This is a genomic window from Chloroflexus sp. (assembly GCF_034432675.1).
In the GTDB taxonomy this organism is placed as follows: Bacteria; Chloroflexota; Chloroflexia; order Chloroflexales; family Chloroflexaceae; genus Chloroflexus.
In genome coordinates, this window is the sequence record NZ_DAOUBI010000047.1 from 1 (window position 1) to 5,784 (window position 5,784).

5 protein-coding genes and 1 pseudogene are annotated in these 5,784 nt (G+C 53.1%); 5 read left to right on the forward strand and 1 reads right to left on the reverse strand.

The window, feature by feature from the left end; genetic code table 11:
- A pseudogene (locus tag VAE55_RS04055) lies at window positions 1-186 on the forward strand (hypothetical protein); the annotation flags it as partial.
- A gap of 364 nt (window positions 187-550) precedes the next feature.
- Here the strand turns inward: VAE55_RS04055 and VAE55_RS04060 are convergent.
- Window positions 551-2,155, reverse strand: a complete 1,605-nt coding sequence (locus VAE55_RS04060) for a helicase HerA domain-containing protein (protein ID WP_322814529.1) — start codon at window positions 2,153-2,155, stop codon at window positions 551-553.
- Window positions 2,156-2,311: 156 nt separating this feature from the next.
- On the opposite strand from VAE55_RS04060, the gene VAE55_RS04065 reads away from it, so the two are divergent.
- The 4 genes from VAE55_RS04065 (at window position 2,312) to VAE55_RS04080 (ending at window position 5,704) form a co-directional block, all read left to right on the forward strand.
- A complete protein-coding gene (locus tag VAE55_RS04065; protein WP_322814530.1) occupies window positions 2,312-2,665 on the forward strand; it encodes a response regulator in 354 nt (117 codons plus the stop codon).
- Between the two features lie 125 nt (window positions 2,666-2,790).
- The gene (locus tag VAE55_RS04070; RefSeq protein WP_322814531.1) at window positions 2,791-3,585 is read left to right on the forward strand and encodes an HAD-IIA family hydrolase; all 795 of its coding nucleotides are present in this window, start codon (window positions 2,791-2,793) and stop codon (window positions 3,583-3,585) included.
- A gap of 699 nt (window positions 3,586-4,284) precedes the next feature.
- Window positions 4,285-5,310, forward strand: a complete 1,026-nt coding sequence (adhP, locus tag VAE55_RS04075) for an alcohol dehydrogenase AdhP (RefSeq protein ID WP_322814532.1) — start codon at window positions 4,285-4,287, stop codon at window positions 5,308-5,310.
- 247 nt (window positions 5,311-5,557) lie between these two features.
- Complete coding sequence (locus tag VAE55_RS04080; RefSeq protein ID WP_322814533.1) at window positions 5,558-5,704, forward strand: hypothetical protein; 147 nt, start codon at window positions 5,558-5,560, stop codon at window positions 5,702-5,704.
- Window positions 5,705-5,784: the final 80 nt, after the last annotated feature.

The window sequence follows — 5,784 nt, forward strand, 5'->3', positions numbered from 1 at the left end:
TGGGTTGCTTTACACGTGCATCATGTGCGTGTCGCGCAGTTTGGAGTGCGGCAGCCATGCTGCCGCGCCAGCCGTACTCACGATCCGGCGCGTGGCATACGGTTCCCCATCCTGGTCACGGGGGTGCTGAATGTGCTCGTGCCAATCAGCGAGTCGGTCAGGCAGGCATGCGACACCTGCGCGTAGACGGTTATGTTGCACGAGATTCGTGCCTGCGCACCAGCGGCCACGGCCAGTACCTATCGGCGGTGGATGGGATGTCTCCACGGGGAACGCTTGCAGCCGGGTCTAACGCAGCGTGACATGTGGGTAATGCATAGCCCCGCTGGGGGGAGGAACGGACAGCGCAAAAGAACGCAGCCGCCGTCAACCGCAATCCCGGCCCCCCTCCTAACCTTCCCCCGCTGGGGGGAGGAACGGACAGCGCATACGAACGAACCCAACGTTTATCGCATTAGAACGTCCCAGTGCAGCTCGCCGTTCTCCCCGCTCCCGCAGCGCGGGAGCGGGATTGGGGTGGAGGCGTGTCGCATACCACCATCGCCCCTCCTCAATCTGGAAACAGCTCATCCACCTCTTGCTGGACCTGTACCAGATCAACTGCACGCTGGGTGCGTTGCTGGATATAGCGGTAAAACTGCTCATCGTAGGCACGGGTTTGCACCACGACCGGCATGGGTACTGCGTGACCAAGCACAAGTGCCTGCTGGCGGGTGTCGAGGTTGGCCAGCACAGCGCGGAGCCGGGTGCTACCGCCGACACCGGTGAATACGGCGTCAATATCGTGTTCATCACTCAGAAGGGCAGTAATGCGCGTACCAAGCTGGCTGAGCACCTCGCTGTCGATAGAAGAGGGCCGCTGATCAACAACCAGCAAAGTGACGCTATACTTGCGCATTTCGCGGGCAATCGTACCGAAGATGGTTTGCCGCGCCAGTCGTGGGTTAAGGAATTTGTGCGCTTCTTCGATAGTGATCATCAGTGGACGAGGGCGATCCGCTTCGTTTTTCGTTTGCAGATAGCGTTCAGTCTGTTCGCGCCAGCGCTGGTGAATACGCCGGGTGAGAATGTTAGCAACCAGCATATAGGCTAATGGCTCATCGTAACGACCAAAACTTAGCACTACATGCCGACCAGCCATCAGCGCGTTGATGAGATGATCGACGACTGATAGATCGGCCTGCGAGTGGACAAAGCCGAGACGCTTCAGTTGCAACGTCTTGCGCTTGAGGGCTTGTAGTGAGGCCAGACTGGCACTCTTCTGTTCGGCAAATGCCTTCAAGGCTTCCTGACTCATCTCCCACAACTTAGCCAGCCATTGATTGCGGTACTCGTCAACCAGTAATTCGGCTGTCTCAGCCGCGGTAGGATTGAGATTCAGCTCCTCGCTCAACAACAGCACATCTTCCGGTTCGATCTGATCGTAGCCGATCACAATCTCGCCATCGATCTGCCCGTGATTGAACGCACTATCGGCCAGACTGTACACCAGGACGCGGCTCCCGAAGAGCTGACGCAACCCCTTAACAAAATGACTTCCTTCCGAGCGGGCCATCCATCCATATTCATTGTGCATATCGAAGATCAGATTAGAGGCCACGTCGCTCAGAATCACTCCGCATACCAGGAGGCGGGTCAGAAAGCTCTTACCGGTACCACTTTTCCCGAAGACGCCATTCGAGCGCTCGACCAGGCGATTCAGGTCGATACATACCGGCACCGCCATATCAAGCGGCGTCCCGATCATAAACCGGCTCCCCTCTTCTTGACCAAACACTTGCGTGAAGTCGGCTTCGCTAGCCTCGTAGAGCGGGGCGAAATGAGGTGGCACTGTTTTAACCGGCAACAAATCAGCATTCCCGTCGAGAGGCAGCATCAGACGAAGATCGAGCCGAAGTTCGCCATAGGTTGTGGTACCGCTAAGCACGCTGGCAAAAAACTCATCGGCCGGTGGTGGATCGATCATCACCTTTGGTGTCGTCGCCCCAAGCCGGACATCGGTCACCATCGCGAAAAAGGTGAAGCGCTGGCCCTTCACGACGACAAACTTGCCAACGCGCATATCTTCAACCGAAGTATTGGTATCGAGCCGTACTGTTAACCCTTCCTGAAGCGAACCGCCAGTGACCACACCGAGCCGTTGCCGTTGCTGCATATGAACCTCCTTCACCGTATGCACGTGACTGATCTTAACACAGGTCGGCGTGGGAGAGCTTATTACAAAAAGATAAACCGAATGATGCACGCGGAAATTTGGCGATCTATTACGTTTTGTAAAGTGATGAAAGGCACAGAGTGAATGAGATATACTATGCGCATCCTCATTGTAGAAGACGAAGCCAATGTGCGCTCTTTCTTGCACAATGCAATGAAAGCATTGCGTGGTGGTATGAAGGTTGATACGGCGAATCATGGTGCCGATGGCTTGAAACTGGCACGTCGTCAATGGTACGACCTGATCATCACTGATTACCATATGCCAAAGATGGACGGTATCGATCTAACCTTCACCTTGCGCCAGGAAGGGTATACTATGCCAATTGTGATGATCTCTGCCGATCCCATTGTTGAGCCGTATGCGTTAAATGCAGGCGCTAACCTCTTTCTGGCGAAGCCGGTTAGCCTGGAAAATCTCCGTTACATGCTTGATCTCTTCGGTCTGTAGGGTTTCCAAACACCAGATGCGATCGATGGCAGACGTGCGACGCATTGTATGTATCGCACGTCTGTGGTTTGTGTGATACCATCTTTAGCGATATGGAGCATGGTGAACAAGATACCGGAGCTAGCATGCAAACAATTCCACGGTATGACGGTTATATTTTCGATCTTGATGGTACGATCTATCTGGGTGAGACTCTCTTGTCCGGTGCGGCTGAACTCTTGCAAACGCTACGCCGTGAGGGGCGTCGGGTCACATTTCTCTCGAACAATCCGACGAAGACACGTCGTCAGTATGCCGAGCGGTTGCAGCGCCTGGGCATTGCTGCCGATGAGCACGAGATTGTGAACAGTTCCGCAGTTATGGTCGAATGGCTGCTGGCCAATGCGCCCGGTGCGCCATTGTTCGTCGTTGGCGAAGCACCACTCATTGGTGAACTGGAGGCAGCCGGTTTTCCCCTGAGTGAAAAACCGGGTGAAATCGCCTTTGTGGTTGCTTCGTTTGATCGAACTTTTACCTATCGCAAGCTACAAATCGCCTTTGATGCGATTCGGGCGGGTGCGCGGTTGGTGGCGACCAATCCCGACCGGTTCTGCCCGGTGCCCGGTGGCGGTGAGCCGGATGCTGCTGCAATCATTGCCGCTATCGAAGCCTGCACCGATACCCGTTGTGAGGTAATTGTCGGTAAGCCGTCACCGATTATGGCCCGTACTGTTACCAACCTGATCGGCCTGCCGCCTGAGCGCTGTATCATCGTCGGTGACCGTCTGATGACCGACATTGCCATGGGGGTGACCGCCGGCATGGATACCGCTCTGGTCTTGACCGGTGATAGCCAGCGCGCCGATCTGGAGCGTTCGCCGTATCAGCCAACGTATGTGCTGGAGCGGATCGATGAGCTGATTGGTGGGAGTGGCGTTTGAGCGCACACGGTCACCTGATAGCACTTCCATCGCTCGTGCGGCCTGCGCAATACCCATAACCCGGCATTATCTCCAGATTGCTGAGTCGATCACACCGCTGCTAAAACCCCTTCAACGCAGTACTGTACACATCATATCGCTATAGTGCGGAGGCTATGCTTCCGCACTCGCTATCTTTACTCCGCAAGGGTATCATGTCCGTCACGTCACCAGTTTTAGTGCCATCGTGCGACCAATTCACCGTTGCAGTGCTTTGTAGCAATCACTTGGGTGATACGTAATACCTTTGTCGATACACAGCCTTTTGTAGATATATGATATGCCTCTTTGTTCCATCTTAATGGCCAGTTTTCGATGTAACCTGAAAAAGTATGACAGAAATGTCGTTTTTTAGAGATTTGTGGTATAGATTATTGACATGTTGTTGGGTGTGTGCTATATTCTGTCATGTATCGTACTACGTCACATCAGTATCTCCCCTGTAAACCTAAATATAGATGTTACTATTGCAGGAGTTTGGTCTTGCTATTCTTGCCTGTCGTTATGTTAACGAAGAATTGCAATATTTGAAGTATTGATATTTCCTTGTTTTTCTGTTGATGGTCGATAAAGTTTTGTTTAAAACAATGACATGAGTTGTCATTTGAGAATACTCGATAGCAATAAGGACAACTCAAGTGCACGAGAGGAGGAAGATCCATGAAAACAATGAAAGCCGCTGTAGTTCACGACTTCCATCAACCATTGCGCATCGAGGAAGTTCCCAAGCCGGAGCCGGGCTTTGGTGAGATTGTGGTCAAGATCGAGGCATCGGGACTCTGTCATACCGATATACACGCAGCGCATGGTGATTGGCCGGTAAAACCAAAACTTCCATTCATTCCGGGGCACGAAGGAATAGGCATTGTTGAAAGTGTCGGTGCAGGGGTAACTAACGTAAAGGAAGGTGATCGTGTTGCAATCCCCTGGCTGGGGTACGCCTGTGGTGAGTGTAAATATTGTGCTTCTGGATGGGAGACGCTTTGTGAGCGTCAACTGAATACTGGCTATTTCCTTGATGGGGCACATGCTCAGTATGCAAAAGCGTATGCGAAGTATGTGGGTATTGTTCCGGCTGGGATTTCTGCCCTTGACGCCGCACCGTTAACCTGTGCTGGCGTTACCACATACAAAGCTGTTAAGGTCTCCGGAGCTCGTCCCTCGGAGCTGGTAGCTATCTTTGGTGTTGGTGGATTGGGGCATCTGGCATTGCAGTATGCCAGAATCGTCGGGGCCACGGTAGCGGCTATTGATCTCCTGGATGAGCGATTACAGACAGCACGCGAACTTGGTGCAGATATTACCATTAATGCCAGCACCCAGGACCCCATTGAAGAACTGAAGAAGTGGGGCGGTGCTGACGCAGCCATCTGTTTAGCCGTTTCACCGAAGGCTTTTGAGCAGGCTTATCGATCATTGCGACGTGGCGGGCGACTGGTTTTCGTTGGGCTTCCGGCTGATAACATGATTCAGTTGCCAATCTTCGAGACAGTGCTCAACGGTATTCACGTCATGGGTTCGGTTGTTGGAACCCGCGCCGACCTGGCAGAAACATTTGCGTTACATGCTGTGGGCAAGACGCGAGTGTTCTTCGAGACGCGAAAGCTGGATCAGGTCAATGAAGCCTTCGAGGAGGTTGAGCACGGACGTAACAAGGCACCACGAATCGTCTTCTCCGAATTTTAATGCAAAACCGAGTCGCCACCTTTATCACCACAGAGACACAGAGGATGAGTATAATCCGGGTTGATACCGTGAGGCGTAACGTAGCACATCTATAGGAACTGTTTACTACCTGCATCGTTCGTGCGGTTGTGCCATACGGTGTTTAGTGCAACGTCGTGTTTGCTGACAGTCAGACTCTATGGCCTGCTCACCGCATAGGTGGCAATTTGGGTAATGCAATGAGTAGTATGTAGTATGGAGCGGGGCTTTGATGGTCATGCCCCGCTTCGACTACGACTGGAACTTGTTTCAAAAAGCTGCTCTGTTGCAACCATTGATTAAATGTGGTAACAATGGCTCCTGCACCCGCGAGCAAGCCGTTCTGGCAACGTTGCGCGTCTCGCCTATCACCTGAGCCAAACGGCGCTGCCACGTTCTGCGCATCCGAACCGTCCGCATCAAGTCACCGTGCCCCAGGTGGCGGCGTGCGTGCTG